Origin of the sequence: Streptosporangium sp. NPDC049046, from assembly GCF_040649155.1 — a bacterium.
In the GTDB taxonomy this organism is placed as follows: Bacteria; Actinomycetota; Actinomycetes; order Streptosporangiales; family Streptosporangiaceae; genus Streptosporangium.
The window spans coordinates 1-20,230 of sequence record NZ_JBEZEZ010000041.1 but is presented as its reverse complement, the minus strand read 5'-3'; the positions used below and the strand labels follow the sequence as shown (position 1 = coordinate 20,230).

General features: G+C 69.9%; 14 protein-coding genes and 1 pseudogene. 10 read left to right on the top strand and 5 right to left on the bottom strand.

The genetic code is table 11. The annotated features are described in order from the left end of the window. Positions 1–23 precede the first annotated feature (23 nt). The 5 genes and pseudogenes from AB0B96_RS36705 to AB0B96_RS36685 all read left to right on the top strand — a co-directional run bounded on the left by AB0B96_RS36705 (position 24) and on the right by AB0B96_RS36685 (position 5,536). Positions 24–827 (top strand): IclR family transcriptional regulator, encoded by an 804-nt coding sequence (locus tag AB0B96_RS36705; RefSeq protein WP_362906343.1) that lies wholly within the window; start codon positions 24–26, stop codon positions 825–827. A 109-nt stretch (positions 828–936) separates the two neighbouring features. Beyond that, positions 937–1,146: pseudogene (locus AB0B96_RS36700) on the top strand (aldehyde dehydrogenase family protein); the annotation flags it as partial. Between the two features lie 45 nt (positions 1,147–1,191). Continuing rightward, on the top strand, positions 1,192–2,436 hold the full coding sequence (locus tag AB0B96_RS36695) for a glycine betaine/L-proline ABC transporter ATP-binding protein (RefSeq protein ID WP_362906341.1): 1,245 nt from the start codon (positions 1,192–1,194) through the stop codon (positions 2,434–2,436). After that, positions 2,436–4,430, top strand: coding sequence for an ABC transporter permease subunit (locus tag AB0B96_RS36690; protein ID WP_362906339.1), 1,995 nt, complete (start codon positions 2,436–2,438; stop codon positions 4,428–4,430). The genes AB0B96_RS36695 and AB0B96_RS36690 overlap by 1 nt, the downstream gene beginning before the upstream one ends. A gap of 110 nt (positions 4,431–4,540) precedes the next feature. Next, on the top strand, positions 4,541–5,536 hold the full coding sequence (locus tag AB0B96_RS36685; RefSeq protein WP_362906337.1) for an ABC transporter substrate-binding protein: 996 nt from the start codon (positions 4,541–4,543) through the stop codon (positions 5,534–5,536). 448 nt (positions 5,537–5,984) lie between these two features. On the opposite strand, the gene AB0B96_RS36680 is transcribed toward AB0B96_RS36685, so the two are convergent. From AB0B96_RS36680 to AB0B96_RS36660, 5 genes are all read right to left on the bottom strand, one after another. Beyond that, positions 5,985–6,602, bottom strand: a complete 618-nt coding sequence (locus tag AB0B96_RS36680) for a DUF6461 domain-containing protein (RefSeq protein WP_362906335.1) — start codon at positions 6,600–6,602, stop codon at positions 5,985–5,987. Between the two features lie 221 nt (positions 6,603–6,823). Then, complete coding sequence (locus tag AB0B96_RS36675; RefSeq protein ID WP_362906333.1) at positions 6,824–7,351, bottom strand: DUF6036 family nucleotidyltransferase; 528 nt, start codon at positions 7,349–7,351, stop codon at positions 6,824–6,826. Then, a complete protein-coding gene (locus tag AB0B96_RS36670; protein WP_362906331.1) occupies positions 7,348–7,740 on the bottom strand; it encodes a hypothetical protein in 393 nt (130 codons plus the stop codon). The genes AB0B96_RS36675 and AB0B96_RS36670 overlap by 4 nt, the downstream gene beginning before the upstream one ends. A 797-nt stretch (positions 7,741–8,537) precedes the next feature. After that, a complete protein-coding gene (locus AB0B96_RS36665) occupies positions 8,538–11,729 on the bottom strand; it encodes an amidase family protein (RefSeq protein WP_362906329.1) in 3,192 nt (1,063 codons plus the stop codon). A gap of 108 nt (positions 11,730–11,837) precedes the next feature. After that, positions 11,838–12,008 (bottom strand): hypothetical protein, encoded by a 171-nt coding sequence (locus AB0B96_RS36660; protein WP_362906327.1) that lies wholly within the window; start codon positions 12,006–12,008, stop codon positions 11,838–11,840. Positions 12,009–12,133: 125 nt separating this feature from the next. On the opposite strand from AB0B96_RS36660, the gene AB0B96_RS36655 reads away from it, so the two are divergent. From AB0B96_RS36655 to AB0B96_RS36635, 5 genes are all read left to right on the top strand, one after another. Further along, entirely contained in the window at positions 12,134–14,560 is a 2,427-nt protein-coding gene (locus AB0B96_RS36655; RefSeq protein ID WP_362906325.1) for an FAD-dependent oxidoreductase, read from the top strand. A gap of 147 nt (positions 14,561–14,707) precedes the next feature. Further along, positions 14,708–15,928: a sarcosine oxidase subunit beta family protein gene (locus tag AB0B96_RS36650; protein WP_362906323.1), complete on the top strand. Its 1,221-nt coding sequence runs from the start codon at positions 14,708–14,710 to the stop codon at positions 15,926–15,928. A gap of 13 nt (positions 15,929–15,941) precedes the next feature. Continuing rightward, complete coding sequence (locus AB0B96_RS36645) at positions 15,942–16,220, top strand: sarcosine oxidase subunit delta (protein WP_350946323.1); 279 nt, start codon at positions 15,942–15,944, stop codon at positions 16,218–16,220. Continuing rightward, the gene (locus tag AB0B96_RS36640; protein ID WP_362906321.1) at positions 16,217–19,336 is read left to right on the top strand and encodes a 2Fe-2S iron-sulfur cluster-binding protein; all 3,120 of its coding nucleotides are present in this window, start codon (positions 16,217–16,219) and stop codon (positions 19,334–19,336) included. The genes AB0B96_RS36645 and AB0B96_RS36640 overlap by 4 nt, the downstream gene beginning before the upstream one ends. Next, positions 19,329–19,943 (top strand): sarcosine oxidase subunit gamma family protein, encoded by a 615-nt coding sequence (locus AB0B96_RS36635; protein WP_362906319.1) that lies wholly within the window; start codon positions 19,329–19,331, stop codon positions 19,941–19,943. Before AB0B96_RS36640 ends, AB0B96_RS36635 begins: the two co-directional genes overlap by 8 nt. The last annotated feature ends 287 nt before the right edge of the window (positions 19,944–20,230 follow it).

Below are 20,230 nucleotides of genomic sequence, written 5' to 3'. Positions count from 1 at the left end.
CGCGATCCGCTTACAGTTGTGTCATGAGCAACGAGCTGGAGAGAGATGGCGCTGCGGTGCAGTCCGTCGACCGCGCGCTGTCCGTCCTGCGGCTGCTCGCCCGCCACGGTGACCTCGGCGTCAGCGATATCGCCGCGGAGCTGGGGGTGCACCGTTCCACGGCGTTCCGTCTCGTCATGACGCTGGAGCTGCACGAGCTCGTCGAGCAGACCGCCGACCGGGGGAAGTACCGGCTGGGGGTGGGGATCGTCCGGCTCGCGGGCGCCGCGACCGTGCGGCTCGACGTGGTGCGGGAGAGCCGTGCGAGCGGCGAGCGGCTCGCGGCGGCGGTCGGCGAGACCGTCAACGTGGCGATCCTCGATCGGGACGAGGCCCTGTACGTCGACCAGATGGCGGGGCCCTCGGCCCTGCAGGCCTACAACTGGGCGGGGCGGCGGGTGGCGCTGCACGCGACGTCCAACGGCAAGGTGCTGCTCGCCCACGCCCCTGAAGAGCGGTTCGAGCGGCTCGCCGCCGGGCCGCTGCGCCCGTTCACCGACCTGACCGTCACCGACGCCGGGCTGCTGCGCGAGGAACTCGACACCGTCCGCAGGCGTGGCTACGCCACCGCCGTCGACGAGCTGGAGATCGGCCTGACCGCGGTGGCGGCGCCGATCTTCAACGTCGAGGGTGCGGTCGTCGCCTCGATGAGCGTGTCCGGTCCGACCTTCCGGCTGCCGCCCGAGCGCCTCCCGGAGGTGGCCGAGCAGGTGATGGCGGCCGCGGCCGAGGTCTCCTCACGATTGGGCTGGCACGGGAATGAAGACCGCAAACCCTTGACTGCGTGAACAAAAAAGGACGATTCTGTTCCTCGTTAAGCATTCCGATGCGTCATACGCAACTGCGTTATGCGCAGCGGATCATGCGGTAACGGAAGGACGGCCGTTCGTGCTGCTGCGGGCCTGGTGGAAGGTGAACGGGCGGCTCCGGCGCGGGACCGTCCGGATCAACGACCACCGCCCTTACGCCCCTCAGGCGGAGCGGGGCGGTTTCAGGCGGCCGGGGATAGGCCGCGAGCCGGGCCAGGCGGGTCCGGCCGAGTATCGGGAGACCAAGCACGTGCGGCGGAACGTCCGCCCCCGCCCGCAGCGGTGGTTCCGCGGCTGACGGACCGACCCTCGTCCCCAGACGACCCGTGAGGTGGTCACGACCATGACGTCACCGACCCAGCAGGTGCGGCCGGAGGCCGCCGCGCGACGCGAGGACCGGGCCGTCCTCGACGTGCGAGGTCTCTGGAAGGTCTTCGGCCCGCGTCCGGAGCGGATCGTCGGGACCCCGTTCGCGGAGCTCTCGCGAAGCGAGCTGAGGGCGAGGACGGGCTGCGTGACCGCCGTCCGCGACGTCTCCTTCACCGTGCGGTCCCAGGAGGTCTTCGTCGTGATGGGCCTGTCCGGCTCCGGCAAGTCCACCCTCGTCCGCTGCCTGACCCGGCTCGTCGAGCCGACGGCGGGACAGGTGCTGTTCGACGGCGAGGACATCCGCGAGGCGGGCGACCGGCGGCTGCGCGAGCTGCGCCGCCACCGCTTCGCGATGGTCTTCCAGAACTTCGGGTTGCTGCCGCACCGGCGGGTGCTGGACAACGTGGCCTACGGGCTGGAGATCCGCGGCATGAGGAAGGAGGCCCGCTACGAGCGGGCCAGGGAGATGGTCGAGCTCGTCGGCCTGTCGGGTTCGGAGGACTCCTACCCCGACCAGCTGTCGGGCGGCATGCAGCAGCGCGTCGGGCTGGCCAGGGCCCTCGCGGTGGACCCGGACGTGCTCTTCTTCGACGAGCCGTTCTCCGCGCTCGACCCGCTGATCAGGCGGGACATGCAGAACGAGGTCATCCGCCTGCACCGCGAGGTCGGGAAGACGATGATCTTCATCACCCACGACCTGAGCGAGGCGCTCAAGCTCGGCGACCGCATCCTCATCATGCGCGACGGCGAGCTCGTCCAGATGGGCACCCCGGACGAGGTCGTCGGGGCGCCGGTGGACGACTACGTGCGCGAGTTCGTCAGCGACGTGCCCCGCTCGAACGTGCTCACCACCCGCTGGATCATGCGCCCGCCCCGGCCGGACGAACCGCTGGACGGCCCGGAGGTCGGCCCTGACGTCGTCGTACGCGACGTCGTGCACACGGTCCTGCGCGCGACGCGCCCGGTCAAGGTCGTCGAAGGCGGTGAGCTGCTGGGGGTCGTCACCGCCGAGGAGGTCCTCGGCGTGCTCGCCGAGCCGTCTCCCGAGGGGGCCACCACCAAACCGGCCACACTCGCAGAACTCACCGGAGCCGCTGGGCCGTCTCCGGACAGAGCCTTCGCCGAACCCGCCGGAGCAGCCGGGCCGTCTCCGGACAGAGCCTCCACCGAGTCCGCGGAGCCCGTCGCCGGGCCGGGCAGGTCAGGGGAGCAGGGTTGATGGCCGTCAGGGCCACCCCGGCCGGTGGCCTGCGGCTCCTGCCCGCCTGGCCCCGCCGCTACCTGATCGCCGCCGTCGTCGCGGCCTGGGTGCTGCTCTGGGTCTTCCTCCAGGGCCGCGACACCTTCCAGCTCGGCGGCGCGGAGTTGACCCCGCTGCACGTACGGGTCAACGAGGCGAGCGAGGTCATCGACAACAGCAGGAACGAGAACCCGTTCTTCCTGTACTTCATCAACTACATCCGGCTCTTCCTCGATGAGTTCGTCACCTTCGTCCAGGCGCTGATCAGCCAGCCGCCCTTCGGGCGCCCGCTGCCGGTCGTCGGCTGGCTGGGCGTGGTCGCGATCGCCACGGCGGTCGCGCTGCTGTGGGGCAATCTCCGGGTGGCCCTGCTGGCCGCGATCGGCTTCGCCTCCTTCGGCCTGCTGGGGCTGTGGGAGGAGAGCATGGACACCCTCGCCCTCACCCTGGCCGCCGTCGCGATCTCGCTGCTCATCGGCATCCCGCTCGGTGTCTGGGCCGGGGTGAACGACCGGTTCAACCGCCTGGTCACCCCGCTGCTCGACTTCATGCAGACGATGCCGACGTTCGTCTACCTCGCGCCGCTCACCCTGTTCTTCCTCATCGGCCCGGCGAGCGCGACCGTGGCGACCGTCATCTACGCCGTCCCGCCCACGATCCGCATCACCGCGCACGGCATCCGCGAGGTGCGGCCCGCGACGCTGGAGGCGAGCACCTCCCTGGGCGCGACCGCCTGGCAGTCCCTGAGGAAGGTACGGCTCCCGCTGGCCAAGCGGACCATCGTCGTCGGCGTCAACCAGACCATCATGGCCGCGCTGTGCATGGTCACAATCGCCGCGCTGATCGACGCCCCCGGCCTGGGCAAGACCGTCGTCAAGGCGCTGGAGACCCTCGACGTCGGCGGCGCCTTCAACGCGGGCCTGGCGATCGTCGTGATGGCCATCGTGCTCGACCGGGTCACCTCCGCCGCGGGACGCCGCGTCGAGGCCAGGAACCGGGCCGGACTCTCCCGTGGGGCGGGCCGCCGCCGCGCGGAGATCGGCGCGGTCCTCGCGGTCACCGGTGTGCTGGTCTACCTCTCCCATGTCTACGTGTGGGCCGCGGAGTTCCCCAGCGAGGCGAACGTCGGACGGTACGTCCGCCAGGGCGTCGACGCGGCCACCCTGTGGGCGCAGGACAACCTCGCCGTCTACACCGGCGCGTTCAGGAACGCGGTCTCCTACGGCCTGCTCAACCCGTTCGAGGCGCTGCTCACCGACTCGCCGTGGTGGCTGGTCGGCGCGGTGCTGATCGCGTTCGCCGCGATCCTGACGAATGTCAGGGTCGTGCTCGTCACCGCGGTCTGCGTCGCCCTGCTCGTCGTGCTCGGCCTGTGGCAGGACAGCATGGTGACACTCGCCTCCACGCTGGTGGCCACCGTCCTGGTGATGGGCCTGGGGGTGGTTTTCGGCGTCTGGATGGGACGCAGCGACCGCGTCGACCAGCTGGTGCGGCCCGTCCTCGACGCGGGGCAGACCATGCCGCCGTTCGTCTACCTGGTGCCGATCCTCGGCCTGTTCGGCGCCACCCGGATCACCGCGATCATCGCCGCGGTCGTCTACGCGGCGCCGGTGGCGGTCAAGCTCACCGCGGACGGCATCCGCGGCGTGGCGCCGAGCGCGGTGGAGGCCGCCACGGCCGCGGGTTCCAGTACCTGGCAGCTCATCACCAAGGTGCAGCTGCCGATGGCGCGCGCCGCGCTCACCCTCGCCGCCGGCCAGGGGCTCATCTACGTGCTCTCCATGGTCGTCGTCGGCGGCCTCGTCGGCGCCGGCGCGCTCGGCTACGACGTGGTGGCGGGCTTCTCCCAGCTGCAGCTGCGGGGCAAGGGGCTCGCCGCGGGCGTGGCGATCGTCGTACTCGGGATCATGCTGGAGCGCATCACCAGGGCGGCGGCACGGCGGGCCGACGCCGAGGCGCACGGCGTCCGGTGAGGAGCGGGAAGAGACGAGACAGCCGAGAGACAGCCGAGAGACAGGGCGCGGCCGGACACCCGCCGGGCGGAACGAACACGGCACACGACACCCAATATCAGGAGGACCTGGTGACAGTTTCGAGGATCGGGCGACCGCGGGCGATGGCGCTCCTGGTCGCGACCGGCCTCCTCGTCTCCGCGTGCGGCGGGGCGAAGGTCGGCGAGAGCGACACGGGAGCCGCTCCGGCCGCCTCGGGCGCGGACGGCAGGAAGGCGTGCGGCGCGGTCAACATCGCGATCAACCCGTGGGTCGGATACGAGGCGACCGCGGCGGTCATCGCCCACGTGGCGGAGAAGGATCTCGGCTGCTCGGTCACGAAGAAGGACCTCAAGGAGGAGGTCGCCTGGCAGGGCTTCGCCACCGGCCAGGTCGACGCGATCGTGGAGAACTGGGCCCACGACGACCTGAAGAAGAAGTACATCGACGACCAGAAGGTCGCCGTCTCGGCGGGGTCGACGGGTAACAAGGGTGTGATCGGCTGGTACGTGCCGCCGTGGATGGCCGAGAAGTACCCCGACATCACCGACTGGAAGAACCTCAACAAGTACGCCGACCTGTTCAAGACCTCCGAGTCGGGGGGCAAGGGGCAGTTGCTCGACGGCGACCCGTCCTTCGTGACCAACGACGCCGCCCTGGTGAAGAACCTGAAGCTGGACTACAAGGTCGTCTACGCGGGCAGCGAGGCGGCGCTCATCACCGGGTTCAGGCAGGCGGAGAAGCAGAAGACCCCGATGCTCGGCTACTTCTACGAGCCGCAGTGGTTCCTGTCGGAGGTCAAGCTCGTCAAGATCAAACTGCCCGAGTACACCGAGGGCTGCGACGCCGACGCCGAGAAGGTGGCCTGCGACTACCCGCTCTACGACCTCGACAAGATCGTGAGCAAGAAGTTCGCCGACTCCGGCAGCCCGGCGTACGACCTGATCAAGAACTTCACCTGGACGAACGAGGACCAGAACCTCGTGGCCAAGTACATCTCCGAGGACAAGATGACGGCCGGGGAGGCCGCGGAGAAGTGGGTCGGCGACAACCCCGACAAGGTGAAGGCCTGGCTCCCCACCTCCTGAGCGCGCTCGCCTTACAAGCGAGATGTCACTGGTTCGAACCCAGTAGTGCCCACCAAAATGGCTCTGACTTGCGCTAATAGGTCAGAGCCATTCGTGGTTTTGGATGGGTTTCGGGACTGCGGTGCCTTGGTGATCGCTCGCCATGTCAGCGAGATTCTGACACGCTACGACGACACGCGGACCTGGGAACTCGCGCTTCACCTGTTTTGGCTTGCCATCGCCTTCGCAGACGCTGATGAGCCCGAAAAGGCGGCGAACGCGGCGTCACGGATGTTGGACATGCCCGCCGACCTCGTAAGCGCGCACCACCCAACGCGCCCGCTTGATCCTGGCCCGACTCAAGTCCTATGCCGATGTTCCCCAAGTGTGTGAGCTGCTGACTTGCTCCCTGATGAGCGTCTGACCTCTCTGCCTGTCCCTTCGGCAGACCGCATGGGCGCGAAACCAGTCACTGGTCACGAACCGCGGCACCGAGGAGTCGTGTGTTCAGCATGTCCTCGGAGAAGGACAGGCTGGTGATCTTTTTCGCCAGGGCGAAGGATCGTGGGAAGGGGGCATCGATGCCGGGCCCCTTCCAGGACAGGCCAACTTCGTGCATCTTGCCGACCAAGCGGTCTGGATCACTGCCCCAGCGTGTACCAGGAACCAACTGATCGAAGCAGGTGACCTCTTCACCGTCGACCGCGTAGACGAAATAGTCCGAGGCATGGATGTTGCGATAGACCGACACGACCTCGGTCGACTGGGAGAGGCTGCGCAGTAGGGGCCCATTAAGGCCGATCGATCCAGTCCAGAGCTGGATCAGCACGGACCAGCCGCTCACTTCCAGCGCGCCCACATAGCTGGTGCGCATGCTGTCCGAATCGATGTACTCCATCGTTCGTTCCTGGTGCTTTTCAAAGGTCGCCTCTTCGATCCCACTGCTGTCCGCGCCGAGACGCATCAACGCCTCGCGAGGGCTGAGGGACCGGACGAAGGTGACACAGGAGATGTCATAGAACGGGCCGTGCTTTGCAAGCCAGTCGAATTCTTCGTGCGAGTCCGTCACCGCATCTCCCTTGATCACTTACGTGCGATGATGGCAGCCCTCACCGACAGGGAAGCTTTGCTCGCAGCGCCCCGGAAGACATGGGCGTGAGTGACTAACTCCTGAAGATGACGTTCACGGCCTCCACGCTCTGCATGAGCGCCGGGCGGATCTGCTTGTGGTGGACGGTCTCTGGACGTCCTTCCGGGGGCGAGCCTTTGATCTCAGAGGTCCGTCAAATCGGATCAAGCCCAGCGTGTTCAGCCTTCATCGAACAGGTCTTCCAGCATGAGGCGAGCCCGATCGGGGACGGGTTCGTCGGGGAAGATCTCCGCACACAGGGCGAGGACCTCATTGGCTGAGCCAAGGGCGAGGCGTTCTACAAGAGCCTGGATGTCGCCGATATCCCTTCGGCGGGCAGCCAGAACTTTCATCGCCAGTAGATGTTCCGGTGATGCCGCGGACACACGTAGCCCCGGATGATCGAAGACGCGTCGGGCAGAGCTGTCTCCACCCGGAGCAACGTAGGCACTGGCCTGCTCGTTGAGCCACCATGACGGCAGACCGAGCTCTGATGCGACCGCGCGTGCCTCGTCAAGGACGATCCCGTGCGGTTCGAAGACGGCGTCGATGTCACGGGTGGACCGGCGGGCGTCGTAGGCCAATGCCATAGCCGCTCCACCGAAGATATAAAGATCAGCAATGACTCCGCGGCGGGCAAGGCGATCACCGAGACGCCGGAACGCGTCCTCGATCGCAGCCCGATCGAGAAGAGGGGCGTCGTTCATGCGACCTCTAGTTCCTGGGGGTGGATAAAAACTCCACGGCGACGGAAGGAGGCGGGGGCATGGACGAATGCGTCGACACGGGCCGCCGGGGTGTTGAACGGGAACCAGAACTGGTGGAGTCGCCGTGATTCGGTCCAGGAGGGGCCGGCGTGGCCTTCTTTGGCGGCGAGATGCTCGGCGAGTGCGGCAAGGAAGACGTCCCAGTGGGCATCTCCCACGCTGGAGGGCTCCAGGGACAGCAGGTCGAGCCGGACCAAAGATGGCTCGTGCCGGTACTCCTCCAGGAATTCGGCGACCAAGCGCCAGCGCATCTCCTCGTTGGGATGATCGGCCAGCCAGCCTGCGAGAACCGCGATGGAGGCGGCTTGGTACTGCTGGACGCGCTTCATGGATATCACGTTAGCCCAATGCCCGACGCAGGGTGATCGGTTGGATCAGTCCTGCTCGTTGAGGTGTGCCAGCTTACACTCGCAGCTGTGAGGGCCAGGCATGAGGAAGCGCGTCCCCAGCAGATCGGCTGCCGGAGATGGAGTCTCGCTCGGTTCCGGCACCGAACCTCCAAGGAGGTCCGCCGAACGGTAACTTCCATTCTTCGCTTCCTTTGAGATCGACGATGACTTTGCCGAGGAAGACGACGGGGGTGAGTGACCAACTGGGTGACAACAAGCACGGACAGGGCTGGACAACGGTGGACGTCTGTGGACCGTACGCCCAGGTCAGGGCCGGTATCCGCCCTGGTCGCACCCCTGCTGGGATCGCCTTACAAGCGAGATGTCACTGGTTCGAACCCAGTAGTGCCCATCAGCCAAAACGCCCCGTTCCTGACCTTCGGAACGGGGCGTGAGTGACTAACTCCCAAAGATGTCATCCATGGCCTCGGCGCCTTGCATGAGCACCGGCCGGATCTGCTTCCGATGGACCGTCTCCGTGACCACCGTGTTCCGGTGGCCGACCAGGGGTGCGGATGCAGTCGGCGCTCGCTCACAGCGTGGCCGAGATCAGCCGTGCCGAAGGGGTGGAGGTCGGCCTCGACGACCCGGCCCAGGTGCCGCCCGATGACCCGGAGACCTTCGCGATGGGCCGACCCCGGCCCAGGTCAGGCAGTGGACGGGCAGCTCAGGTCGTACCCCAGCAACGAGAGAAGGGCCCGCGGGGGAGACCGCGGGCCCTTCTCTTCAACCGGTGGTCAGCCCTTGTAACGAGGGGCCAGGCGGTCGCCCGGCAGGCAGAACTCGCCCGTGAAGAAGGTGCTCTCCGGGACGCAGCGCCACATGCTGGGGTTGGTGTAGCTGGGGGCGAGGCGGTCGTCGATCGCCTGCTCCAGCGCGTAGCCGCCGGCCAGCAGCTTCGCCTCCGAGAAGGCGCCGCCGATCAGCGTCACACCGATGGGGTTGCGGCCCGACGAGCTCTGCTGCGCGCCATACCCGGCGGGGATGGTGAGCGCGGGGTAGCCGGCGCGGTCGGCGTAGCCGATCACGTTGCTGCCGCTCGGGACCAGGATCAGGTCATACCCGCTCAGGACGGTGTCCAGGACGGCTTTGTTGGCGGCCTTGCCGGCCTCCAGGTCGGCCGTGTACTTGGCGTTCGTCGCGGGGTCGGACAGGTCGATCGCCTGGGCGGCCAGCAGTTGACCCTGCTGGTACTTCAGGCCCTCGACCGGGTTGGCGTTGTTGTAGTCGATGATGCTCTGCAGCGTCGTGCCGGGCTTGGCCGCGCCGAGGTAGGCGTTCAGGTCACGCTTGAACTCGGTGGCGACGACGCTGTCGGTCGCGGCCGGTGTGGCGATCGAGACCTGGGTGACGGTCGCGCCGAGGCCCTGGAGCTTGGCGATCGCCTCCTGGTAGGGGGCGCTCGTGCTGGACACCACGGCGATCTTCTTGCCGGCGAGGGCGTCGGCCTTGAGGTCCTTCGTGTAGTCGACCGGGCTCGCCGGGTCGGCGATCACGTTGAGGATCGTCGCGGCGTCGCCGACGCTGCGGGTGATCGGGCCGGGGGCGTCCTGCGACCTGGCCACAGGGAGCACCCCGGTCGTGCTGACCAGGCCGACGGTCGGCTTGAGTCCCACCACACCGGCCGCGTCGGCCGGGGCGAGGAGCTGCGCCGAGTCGAGTGAGGTCTCCATGCCGATCGTGATCGCGGCCAGACCCGAGGCGGTGGCCGCCGCGGCGCCGGCCGACGAACCCGCCGGGGTCTTGTCGGTGTCGTTCGGGAGCAGGACCTGGCCGCCGAGCGAGGAGTAGCCCTTCGGCAGGTTGGCGTCGAAGACGCCGTTCAGCTCGGTGACGTTGGTCTTGCCGAGCACGATCGCGCCGGCGGCCTTCAGCTTCGCCACGAGGGCGGAGTCGTCGGCCGGCTTGAGACCCTGGAGGGCGATCGAGCCGCCCGTGGTCGACAGCGACTTGGCGTCGATGGTGTCGTTGACCAGCACCGGCAGGCCCCAGAGGGCCGGACGCGGCGGGCGCTTGTCGTTCGGGCCGGTGGGCTTGCCGGTGCGGTGCTTCCCCCGCTCCTGGTCGAGCTTGCGGGCCTCCTTGATCGCGTCGGTGTTGATCTCGCGGACGGCCTGGGTGGCCGGGCCCTCGGCGTTGGTCAGCGCGATGCGGTCGAGGTAGGCGCGGGTGAGCTCCTCGGCCGAGACCTCGTCCTTGTTCAGCTTCTGGATCAGGCTCTGCGCCGTCTCGGTCTCCAGCGAGAAACCGAGCGGCCGGGAGTCGTAGTGGGTCACCTTGAGGACGGCGTCGTAGTCGGGGTTGCAGGCGCCGCGCTCGGCGAACGGCGGAGCCGGGGTCGTCTTCGCGCAGCGGTACATGCTCGGGTTCACGAGGCTGGCCGGCCGGCGCAGCTTGGTGGCCTGCTCGATGACGTAGGCGACGCCGAGCAGGTTGAACTCGCTGTAGGCGTTGCCGTGGACCAGCACGTTCTGGGCGCGCCGATGGGTCGCGGTGTAGCCCATCGGGATCGTGATCGACGGGTAACCGGCCTGCGGGGCGCTCGGCGCGCCGCCCAGGATGGCGATCACCGGGTCGGCCGGTTGCGCCGGGTCCGAGTTGGTGTACGTCACCATGTCGTCGATGGCCTTGTGCCAGGCGGCCTTACGGATCGCGAGGTTCGTCCGGTACGCCTGCTCGTTGGCCCCACCCGGGGTCACGTCCGCCTGCGACGAGTTCAGGTGGTTGACGTTGCCGAACTTGAGCGCCTGGTGAGCTTCGGCCTGGTTGACCTGCACCTCTTCGACCAGCGATTTGATCGGCGCCTGCGGGCCGAGCCGCTCGTAGTAGGAGTCGATGCTCTTGTGCTGCTCATAGCCGCTGGGCAGCGCGGGCAGTGCGGGGATCGTCGCCTGCGGGCGGGGCACCAGGATGGCGCCGGCGGCGGTCAGGGCGTCGTATGCGATCTTGAGCGGACTGCCCTCGGTGAGGGTGCCGTTGTACCCGATCTTCTTGCCGCGCACGAAGTCGGGATCGATGGCCTTGGTGTAGTCGGGCAGCGTCGCGGGGAGCGGCGGGATGATGCCCTTGGCGATGTAGTCGTCGCCGAACATGGCCTTGTACCCGGCGTCGGCCACCGGGTCGGGCCCGGCGATCGAGGCCAGTGTGAGCGCGGCGTCGGAGACCGTGCGGACCATCGGGCCGGCGATGTCCTGCGAGGCCGAGATGGGCGCGATGCCGTAACCGGGCACGAGACCCACGGTCGGCCGCAGACCCACGAGCGACTGCGCGTTCGACGGCGAGATGATGGAACCGGAGGTCTCGGTCCCGATGCCCAGCGTCGACAGCGCCGCGGCCATGGCCGCGCCGGTGCCCGACGACGACCCGGAGGGGTTCTGGTCGGCGTCGATGCCGTTGATGACCTGGCCGCCGTAGTTGCCGAACCCGGAGGGCTGCGAGCCGAAGCTGTTGGCGTACTCCGACAGCCCCACCTTGCCGAGGATCACGACGCCGCGTTCCTTCAGCTTCTTGGTGATGCCGGCGTCGGAGGCCGGGAAGGACCGGCGCAGCGACCAGTTGTTCGCCGTCGTGGGCATGCCCTCGACGTCGATCAGATCCTTGAGCAGGATCGGCAGCCCCATGGCGGGGCCGAGCGACTTGCCCTTCTTACGCAGGCGGTCGTACGCCTCGGCCTCCCTCAACGCGTTGGGGTTGAGGTCCGTGACGGCGTTAAGGCCGGGCCCGCGCTTGTTCAGCGCGGTGATCCGGTCGATGTACGCCTTGGTCAGGTCGACCGAGGTCAGCTTGCCGGCGGCCATGAGGGAGACGGCCTCGGCGCCGGTCAACGTCTCAAGATCGAGTTTGACCTTGGCGTTGGCCTGCTGGGGTTGCACGGCTACGAGGGTGAAGGAGAGGGAGAGGGAGATGAGGGGGATGAGGACTTTGCGCACCACGTGCTCCTTGAGGAACCCGGTATTGCGCGTGACGCTATAGATCAGCCATTACCGTGATGTGTCACGTATGTTCCCTGGGGGAAACGTGCCGTACTGACCGGTTTATTACGGTCGTCCGCTTACCCGGAACCTTCCATCGGCCACGGTGAGGATCGTGGCCGAGTAGATCTCCAGACGGGTGGTCGACACCAACCCCTGGACGACCGTCGGCGAGGACGAGATCGTCCACGCCGACGGCACCTCCGGCATCGAGGCGCGCTTTGGAGACGAGCGCATTGCGATGAGCGTCTTCCGTTTCCCGTGGACGACCGCCGGTCCGTTCTTGACAGTGTTGGAGACGGGAGGACAATCTGTTGCGGGAAGCGCACTTCGTTTCGGACTGCGCAACGACGGAGGTGGGTATGGCGGGCCGACGCGTCGTCATCATCGGAGCCGGGGTCGTCGGGGCGGCCCTCGCCGACGAGCTCTCGGCCAGGGGCTGGAACGACATCACCGTCGTCGACCAGGGCGCCGTGCCCGCCACCGGGGGATCGTCCTCCCACGCGCCGGGCCTGGTCTTCCAGACCAACCCCTCCAAGACCATGGCGGAGCTCGCCCGCTACACCGTCGAGAAGCTCGTCGACCTCGGCTGCTTCCTTCAGGTGGGCGGCCTGGAGGTGGCCACCACGCCAGAGCGGCTCGCCGAGCTGCACCGGCGCCACGGCTGGGCGACCTCCTGGGGGATCGAGGCGAGCGTGCTCACCCCCGAGGAGTGCGTGGAGCGCCACTCCCTGCTGGACCGGGACAGGATCCTCGGAGGGCTGTTCGTCCCCACCGACGGCCTGGCCAAAGCCGTGCGCGCCGTCGAGGTCCAGCTCGCGCGCGCGCAGGAACGCGGTGTTCGCGTCCTCGACCGGCACGAGGTGCTGGACATCCGCGTCGAGGACGACCGGGTCGCGGCCGTCGTCACCGACCGGGGCGAGATCCCCGCGGACCTCGTGGTCTGCTGTGCCGGGATCTGGGGGCCCAAGGTCGCGGGCATGGTCGGCATGACGCTGCCGCTCACCCCCCTCGCCCACCAGTTCGCCTGGACAGGTCCCGTCCCCGCGCTCGCCGGACAGGCCGGCGAGGCCGTCCGGCCGATCCTGCGTCACCAGGACGCCGACCTGTACTACCGGGAGCGCTTCGACCGGCTCGGCGTCGGCTACTACGGCCACCGCCCGATGCCGATCACCGCCGAGGAGATCCTCCCGATCGCCGACGCAGAGGTCATGCCCTCGGTGCTGGCGTTCACCGGCGACGACTTCGCCCCTGCCTGGGCCGAGACGAAGGCGCTGCTGCCCGCCACGGGGAAGGCCGAGCTCGAAGCGGGGATCAACGGCCTGTTCTCCTTCACCACCGACAACATGCCGCTGCTCGGACGGTCACGCGAGGTGGAGGGCTTCTGGGTGGCCGAGGCCGTGTGGGTCACCCACTCGGCGGGAGTGGGCCGTGCCATGGCCGAGTGGCTGGCCGACGGTCACTGTTCCTCCTTCGACCTGCACGAGTGCGACGTCAACCGGTTCGAGGCCCACCAGCTGGCCCCCGAGTACGTCCGCACCCGCGACTGCCAGAACTTCGTCGAGGTCTACGACATCATCCACCCGCTCCAACCGGCGGAGAACCTGCGCCCGCTGCGCACCAGCCCCTTCCACGCCCGCCAGCGCGAGCTGGACGCCTACTTCCTCGAGGCCGCCGGCTGGGAGCGGCCCCAGTGGTACGGAGCCAACGCGCCTCTGCTCGACGGCCGTGACATCCCCCGCCCCAACGAGTGGGCCGCCCGCCACTGGTCGCCGATCGTCGGCGCGGAGGCCCAGGTCTCACGCGAGGCCGTCGCCCTCTACGACATGAGCGCGCTCAAGCGGATCGAGGTCGCGGGCCGCGGTGCCGCCGCCTTTCTACAGCGGATCTCCACGGGCGACGTCGACAAGTCCGTCGGCTCGGTCACGTACTGCCTGCTGCTCGACCACGACGGCGGCATCCGCAGCGACATCACCGTCGCCCGGCTGGGCCGCGACCTGTTCCAGGTCGGCGCCAACGGCAACCTCGACCTCGACTGGCTGCGCCGTCACCTGCCCGCCGACGGGTCGGTCACCGTCACCGACATCACGCCGGGAACCTGCTGCGTCGGCGTCTGGGGTCCCCTGGCCCGCGAGGTCGTCGCCCCGCTCGCCGGGCCCGCCTTCGGCCCCGGCGGTTTCCGCTACTTCCGTGCCGCGCGGGCGTACGTCGGCGCCGTGCCCGTCACCGCGCTGCGGCTCTCCTACATCGGGGAGTTGGGCTGGGAGCTCTACACGACGGCCGACATGGGCGCGAAGCTGTGGGACACCCTCTGGGAGGCGGGCCAGGAGCACGGGATCATCGCGGCGGGCCGCGGCGCCTTCAACAGCCTGCGGCTGGAGAAGGGCTACCGCTCCTTCGGCACCGACATGACCTACGAGCACGACCCGTACGAGGCGGGCCTCGGCTTCGCCGTGCGCAAGGCCGACCGGGGCGACTTCATCGGCCGCGCGGCCCTCGCCGAGCGCGGCACCACCCCCCGGCGCAGGCTGACCTGCCTCACCGTCGACGACCCCGCCGCCGTCGTGATGGGCAAGGAGCCGGTGTACGACGGCGCGTCCCGCGCCGGATACGTCACCAGCGCCGCCTACGGCCACACGATCGGCAAGAACATCGCCTACGCCTGGCTGCCCGCCGAGCTGTCCGTGCCTGGGAGAGAGCTGCACATCGGCTACTTCGACAAGCGGGTGCCCGCCGTCGTCGCCGAGGAGCCGCTCTACGACCCGGCGATGGAGCGCCTGCGTGGCTGACCGGGCACCGGGAACGAAGGGGATGCCCGTGAACTCCGCGAGGCCCGAACCCGCCCGCGTGCGGGCTCGCCCGAGGGACCGAGAAGGGACGACGTCGACTTCCTTGCCGTGCATGAAGGCGGAGGACTCCACGCCGAAAGGAAAACGATGAGCACCGAGGAGCTCCCCGAGCACCCCGACCGGCTGTGGAGTGCTCCCGAGCCGAAGCCCTCCTACGACGTGGTGATCGTCGGCGGCGGAGGCCACGGCCTGGCCACCGCCTACTACCTGGCCAGGAACCACGGGATCACGAACGTGGCCGTGCTGGAGAAGGGCTGGCTGGCCGGCGGCAACATGGCCCGCAACACCACCATCATCCGGTCCAACTACTTGTGGGACGAGAGCGCGGGCATCTACGAGCACTCGCTGAAGCTGTGGGAAGGGCTGGAGGAGGACCTCGGCTATCCCCTCCTGTTCAGCCAGCGCGGCGTGCTCAATCTCGCGCACAGCCTGCAGGACGTCAGGGAGGGCGTCCGCCGGGTCAACGCCAACCGCCTCAACGGCGTCGACGCCGAATGGCTCGGCCCCGAGGAGGTGAAGGAGGTCTGCCCGATCGTCGACGTCTCGCCCGGCACCCGCTACCCGGTCCTCGGCGCCACATACCAGCCGCGCGCGGGAATCGCCAAGCACGACTACGTGGCGTGGGGGTTCGCCCGCGCCGCCGCCGCGATGGGCGTCGACCTGATCGAGCACTGCGAGGTCACCGGCATCGACGTCGTGGACGGGCGGGCGGAGGCCGTACGCACCACCAGGGGTCGCATCGCCGCGGGCAGGGTCGCGATGTGCGCGGCGGGACACTCCTCGGTCGTCGGCCGGATGGCGGGGGTGGAGCTGCCGGTGCAGAGCCACCCGCTGCAGGCCCTGGTCTCGGAGCTGCTGGAGCCCGTACACCCCACGGTGGTCATGTCCAACGCGGTGCACGTCTACGTCAGCCAGGCGCACAAGGGCGAGCTGGTCATGGGGGCGGGCATCGACGCCTACAACTCCTACCGGCAGCGCGGCGCGTTCCACATCATCGAGCGGCAGATGGCGGCGGCGCTCGAGCTGTTCCCCGTCTTCGCGCGGGCCCACGTGCTGCGCACCTGGGGAGGGATCGTCGACGTCACCCCCGACGCCTCGCCCGTCGTCGGGCTCACCCCCGTCGACCGCCTCTACGTCAACTGCGGATGGGGGACCGGCGGCTTCAAGGCCACCCCGGGCGTCGGATGGTGCTACGCGCACACGATCGCCCACGACGAGCCGCACCCCCTCAACGCCGCCTTCACACTCGAACGATTCACCACCGGCGCGCTCGTGGACGAGCACGGCGCCGCCGCGGTGGCCCACTGAAGGAGCCCGACCGATGCTGCTGATCCCCTGTCCGTGGTGCGGGCCACGGGACGAGGCCGAGTTCCACTACGGCGGGCAGGCCCATGTCGTCTACCCCGACGACCCCGCCGCGCTCTCCGACGAGGAGTGGGCGAGATACCTGTTCTTCCGCGACAACCCCAAGGGGCCCTTCGCGGAGCGCTGGTACCACGTGGCCGGATGCCGCCGCTGGTTCAACGCGGTCCGCGACACCGCCACCAACGAGTTCCACGCCGTCTACCGGGTGGGCGAGCCGGGGCCGGTGAGCCGGTGAGCGAGCAGCCGTTCCGCCGGGCGGGCTATCGCGGGGGGACACTGCCGTTCCGGTTCGACGGCCGCGACTACGAGGGGTACCGGGGCGACACGCTCGCCGCCGCGTTGCTCGCCAACGGCGTCCGTACGGTCGCGACGAGCGTCGCGCTCGGCCGCCCTCGCGGGATCTTCGCCGCCTGGACCGAGGAGCCCAACGCCGTCGTCCAGATCGAGCACCCCTTCCCCGAGCCGATGCTCCAGGCCACCGTCGTCGAGCTGTACGCGGGACTGGTGGCCACCGGCCTGCCGGGCAGGGGCAGGCTCGCCGCCGAACCCGACCCGGCGCGCCACGACGGCGTGTACGCGCACTGCGACGTCCTGGTGGTCGGCGCGGGGCCGGCGGGCCTCGCGGCGGCGGCCGCGGCGGCCACCTCGGGCGCCCGGGTGATCCTCGCCGACGACCGTCCCTCGCCGGGTGGAAGCCTGCCCGACACCGGCGAGAACGTCGACGGCCTCCCGGGCGCGACCTGGGCCGCCACCGCGCTGGCCGAGCTGGAGGCCCGTCCCGAGGTGCGGGTGCTCACCCGTACCAGCGTGTTCGGCTACTACGACGACAACTACCTGGTCGCCGTGGAACGCAGGGGGGAGAACGCCTCCTCCCGGACGCGCGTCTGGCGCGTCCGGGCCCGCCGCGTCGTGCTCGCCACGGGCGCGCACGAGCGTTCGATCGCCTTCGCGGGCAACGACCTGCCGGGTGTGATGCTCGCCGGTTCGGCGCGCGCCTACGTCAACCGGTACGGGGTCCTGCCCGGCCGCCGCGCGGTGGTCTTCACCACCGGGGACAGCGCCTACGCCGCGGCCCGCGACCTGGCCGCCGCGGGCGTCGAGATCGCCGCCGTCGTGGACACGCGCCCCGCCGCCGACCCGAGCCGGAACGGCCCCGGCGGGGTGGCGGGGCGGGGCGGCCCGGATGATTTGAGCGGTCCGGACGACGTGGACGGCACGGACGCGGGGGACCTCGCCGGGGGCCTCGGAGGTGCCGAGGTGCTCACCGGTCACGTCGTCACCCGTGTGAACGGCGAACACGGCGTCACCTCCGTGACCGTCTCGAAAAGACCCGCCGAGGCCGGCACGCCTTCCGGAGCCGCTGCCGGGACGAACACGTCAGAGGCCGTCACCTCTGGGATCACCGCGTCCGGGTCCGCCGCGCCCGGAGGTGTCGCCCCAGAGGCGTCCGCTTCCGGGACGAACGCGTCCGAGGCGGACACCTCCGGCGGACGCGAGATCGAAGCCGACCTGTTGCTCGTCTCGGGCGGATGGAACCCCGCCGTCCACCTGTTCAGCCAGGCGTCGGGGACACTTCGCTACGACGAGGCGCTCGGCTCCTTCGTCCCCGGAACCTGCCGTCAGGCCGTCGAGGTGGCCGGGGCCGCCCGAGGGCTCCGCACCCTCGCCTCCTGCCTGGAGGACGGCGCCGCCGCCGGAGCGCGGGCCGCCGAGGCGGCCGGTTTCGGTGCCCTCCCGACCGTCCCCCACGCGTCCGCCCGGGAGGCGACGGAGGCCGCGGGGGCCGGGGGAGCGCGGGACACGCAGGCGTTCTCGAACCTCCGGGAGACAGCCGACGAGACAGCCGACGAGACACTGGGCGGAGCCCTTCCCGAGCACGTGTGGCTCGTCCCCGCCGACGACTACCGGACCCACTTCGTCGACCTGCAGCGCGACGTCACCGTCGCCGACATCATGCGCGCCACCGGGGCCGGGCTCCGTTCGGTCGAGCACGTCAAGCGTTACACCACCGCGGGAACCGCGCACGACCAGGGAAAGACCTCAGGGGTGCTCACCAGCGGTGTCGTCGCCCACCTCCTTGGCGTGGACGTCTCGGAGCTGGGCACCACCACCTTCCGCGCGCCCTACGTGCCCGTCTCCTTCGCGACCCTCGCCGGGCGCGACAGGGGAGCGCTGCACGATCCCGTCCGGGTCACCGCGCTGCACGAGTGGCACGTGGCCCACGGAGCGCCGTTCGAGAACGTCGGCCAGTGGAAGCGGCCCTGGTACTACCCACGCGAGGGCGAGGACATGGAGGCCGCCGTCCTGCGCGAGTGCCGGGCCGTGCGGGAGGCGGCCGGAGCGATGGACGCCTCCACACTCGGCAAGATCGACATTCAGGGGCCGGACGCCGCGCAGCTGCTCGACCGGCTCTACACCAACCTGATGAGCACCCTCAAGGTCGGCTCGATCCGCTACGGCGTGATGTGCCGCCCCGACGGGATGGTCTTCGACGACGGTACGGTGATCCGCCTGGCCGAGAACCGTTTCCTGGTGACGACCACCACCGGCAACGCCGCGGCCGTCCTCGACTGGATGGAGGAGTGGCTGCAGACGGAATGGCCGTCGCTGCGGGTCTACTGCACCTCGGTCACCGAGCAGTGGGCGACGGTCGCGCTCGCCGGGCCGCGCTCCCGCGAGGTGCTCGCAGCACTCGCCCCCGACCTCGCCGTGGACAACGCGAGCTTCCCGTTCATGACGTGGCGTGACGGCCGGGTGGCGGGCATGGACGCGCGGGTGTGCCGGATCAGCTTCTCCGGTGAGCTGGCGTACGAGATCAACGTCAGCGCCTGGGACGGGCTCGCCCTGTGGGAGGCGCTCCAGGCCACCGGGGCGGTCACCCCGTACGGGACCGAGACGATGCACGTGCTGCGGGCCGAGAAGGGCTACCCCATCGTGGGGCAGGACACCGACGGCACGGTCACCCCCGCCGACCTCGGCATGGAGTGGGTGGTGTCCAAGAAGAAGGCCGACTTCCTCGGGAAGCGTTCCTTCTCCCGCGCCGACACCGCCAGGCCCGACCGCAAGCACCTGGTCGGCCTGCTGCCGCTCGACCCGGACCTCCTGCTGCCCGAGGGCTCCCACCTGGTGGCCTTCGACCGGCTGCCCGAGCCGCCGGTCCCCACGCTCGGCCACGTCACCTCCAGCTACCGCAGCGCCGCGCTCGGCAGGACCTTCGCCCTCGCCCTCGTCAGCGGCGGGCGCGAACGCGTCGGCGAGCGGCTGTACGTGCCCGTCGCAGGGGAGCTGCTGCCCGTCACCGTCACCCACCACGTCCTCTACGACCCCGAGGGAGCGCGCCGCGATGGCTGAGCCACCGACCGGGCGGTTGAGCCCGCTCGCCCGGCTGGAACCGGTGTCGAGCCAGGACCTCCGCATCGCGGAGCTGCCGTTCCTCACCCAGATCGACCTGCGGGTGGAGCCGGGGAGCGGCACCGCGACTGGCGTCGCCGGCGCCCTCGCCGCCCTCGGCGTCCCGCTCCCCGTCGAGCCGGGCACCTTCGCGAGCGTCGGACACGATGTGCCGCCGTCCGGTACGGCCGGGAGCGACACCCTGGTGTTGTGGCTCGGTCCCGACGAGTGGCTCGTCGTCGGGCCCGCGGGCGACACGGGTCTGGAGACCCGGCTGCGAGCCGCGGCCGGAACCGGTCACGCCGCCGTCACCGACGTCTCCGCCCAGCGGACCGTACTGCTCGTGGCCGGTCCCAGGGCCCGTGACCTGCTCTCCCACGGCTGCGCCCTCGACCTGCACCCTCGCGTGTTCGGCCCCGGCCGCTGCGCCCAGACCATGCTCGCCCGAGCCCAGGTCGTCCTCGCCGCGCGCGGGGACGACGAGTTCCACATATTCGTACGCTCGTCCTTCGCGGCCTACCTCGCGGCCTGGCTCCTCGACGCGGCGGGGGAGTACCTGGGCGGCTGAGGCGGCCGTCTGAAACCGGAAAAGACCGACCGGCGCGTTCGCGATCGGAGCTGCCGGGCGCGGAGTCCCGGCTTCGGCCAGGGGAGTGGGCCTGGAGTGGGCCTGGAGTGGGCCTGGAGTGGGAGTGCCGCCGGGGCCGAGCGTGCTCCGCCCCGACGCGAGGAGCGAGGAGCGAGGCGCGCGGGGAGCCCGAGCGGACATGGGGAGAGGGCCGGTCCCGGCGTGCGCCGGGGGCGGGCCCCGCCCGGGGGAGAAGCGCCGGCCAGCCCCCCACGACAAGGCGGCGG

Excerpts from the sequence above, each read along its gene's own strand:
- AB0B96_RS36645 (WP_350946323.1), top strand. The coding sequence starts at position 15,942 with ATGCTGCTGATCCCCTGTCCGTGGTGCGGGCCACGGGACGAGGCCGAG.
- AB0B96_RS36705 (WP_362906343.1), top strand. The coding sequence starts at position 24 with ATGAGCAACGAGCTGGAGAGAGATGGCGCTGCGGTGCAGTCCGTCGAC.
- AB0B96_RS36635 (WP_362906319.1), top strand. The coding sequence starts at position 19,329 with ATGGCTGAGCCACCGACCGGGCGGTTGAGCCCGCTCGCCCGGCTGGAA.
- AB0B96_RS36655 (WP_362906325.1), top strand. The coding sequence starts at position 12,134 with ATGGCGGGCCGACGCGTCGTCATCATCGGAGCCGGGGTCGTCGGGGCG.
- AB0B96_RS36660 (WP_362906327.1), bottom strand. The coding sequence starts at position 12,008 with ATGCGCTCGTCTCCAAAGCGCGCCTCGATGCCGGAGGTGCCGTCGGCG.
- AB0B96_RS36695 (WP_362906341.1), top strand. The coding sequence starts at position 1,192 with ATGACGTCACCGACCCAGCAGGTGCGGCCGGAGGCCGCCGCGCGACGC.
- AB0B96_RS36670 (WP_362906331.1), bottom strand. The coding sequence starts at position 7,740 with ATGAAGCGCGTCCAGCAGTACCAAGCCGCCTCCATCGCGGTTCTCGCA.
- AB0B96_RS36675 (WP_362906333.1), bottom strand. The coding sequence starts at position 7,351 with ATGAACGACGCCCCTCTTCTCGATCGGGCTGCGATCGAGGACGCGTTC.
- AB0B96_RS36650 (WP_362906323.1), top strand. The coding sequence starts at position 14,708 with ATGAGCACCGAGGAGCTCCCCGAGCACCCCGACCGGCTGTGGAGTGCT.
- AB0B96_RS36690 (WP_362906339.1), top strand. The coding sequence starts at position 2,436 with ATGGCCGTCAGGGCCACCCCGGCCGGTGGCCTGCGGCTCCTGCCCGCC.